Below are 1310 nucleotides of genomic sequence, written 5' to 3'. Positions count from 1 at the left end.
TGAAGTTGCTTCGGTTCGGTGGACACCTGTGAACTGGGATTTTACGCGGTTTCAGCCAGTTCAGCGGAGTCATTCCGGGCCCGCTCAGTGTGGCGACGTTCATACTCGACCGGGCTGAGCCGACCATTCGCCGAATGCCGACGCCACGGATTGTAGAACCCCTCGATATAGGAGAACACCTCCCGCTGCGCCTCCATCCGGGTGAGGAAGCGGGTGCGGTCGATCAGCTCGGTCTCCAATGACGCGAAGAAGCTCTCGGTGACGGCGTTGTCGAAACACGACCCGGTCCGCCCGGTCGAAGGGCTGACCCCGGCCTCCTCGCACCGCCGACCGAACGCCAAACTCGTGTACTGAGAGCCCTTGTCCGAATGATGGACCAGGCCCGCCTCCGGACGTCGGGCACCGATCGCCATGGTCAACGCGTCACAGACCAGCTCGGCACGCATATGAGCGGCCATCGCCCAACCCACGATCTTTCGAGAGAACAGGTCCATGACCACCGCGAGGTAGAGCCACCCCTGGTCGGTGGGCACGTAGGTGATATCGGCCGTCCATTTCAGGTTCGGGGCCGGGGCGGTGAAGTCACGGCCCACCAGATCCGGGGGTGTGGTGGCCATCCGGTCTTGGACGGTCAGGCTTTTGCGGCCGGTGCGGCGGTGCACCCCCACCAGACCTTCGCGCCGCATGAGCCGGTTGATGCGGTTGCGGCCCGCCCGCAGCCCATCGAGTTCGGCCAGGTCGGCCTGGATCCGGGGGGCTCCGTAGGTGCCGCGGGACTGCTCGTGGTGGTAGCGGATCCGCTGAGTCAGTTCTTGGTCGGAGCGCTCGCGTGGCCCAAGGCCGCGTTCGGATCGGTGCACGTGCTGGTAGTAGCCCTGCCGCGACACACCGAGCAGCCGGGTCATACGGGAGACGGAGTGGTGCGCCTTTTCTTCGTCGATCAGCCGGTGGATCACCTGCTGGTCTCCCGGACGAAGAAAGCCGTGGCCTTACGCAGGATCTCGCGTTCCTCGCGCAGCTGAGCGTTCTCCCGCCGCAACCGGGCCAGTTCGGACTTGTCATCGCTGGTCATGCCGGGTTGTTTGCCGGTGTCGATACGTTCCTGGCGGATCCAGTTGCGGATGGTCTGCTCGGAGGGTTCGAACTCGGCCGCAAGTTGTTCGGCGCTGCGTCCGATACGAGCCAGCGACAGGATTTGCTCGCGGTACTCCTGCGGGTAGGCCGGTCGGGTCCTAGGCATCTTGAATCTCCTCATTCAGTAGCAAACTATCCGAAAGTGGACATCTGTCTACCGAACCGAAGCAAGATCA

General features: G+C 63.8%; 1 protein-coding gene. It reads right to left on the bottom strand.

From position 1 onward, the window contains the following. Positions 1-41: 41 nt before the first annotated feature. Positions 42-1240, bottom strand: a protein-coding gene (locus tag ACWGKS_RS29985; RefSeq protein WP_358516396.1) for an IS3 family transposase whose coding sequence is annotated in 2 segments (ribosomal slippage) — positions 42-985 and positions 985-1240 — 1200 coding nt in all. Because the reading frame shifts where the segments join, the coding sequence is not laid out codon by codon here. Between the last annotated feature and the right edge of the window lie 70 nt (positions 1241-1310).

The organism is Nocardiopsis sp. NPDC055879 (assembly GCF_053615935.1).
This window is presented reverse-complemented; position numbering and strand designations above follow the sequence as displayed.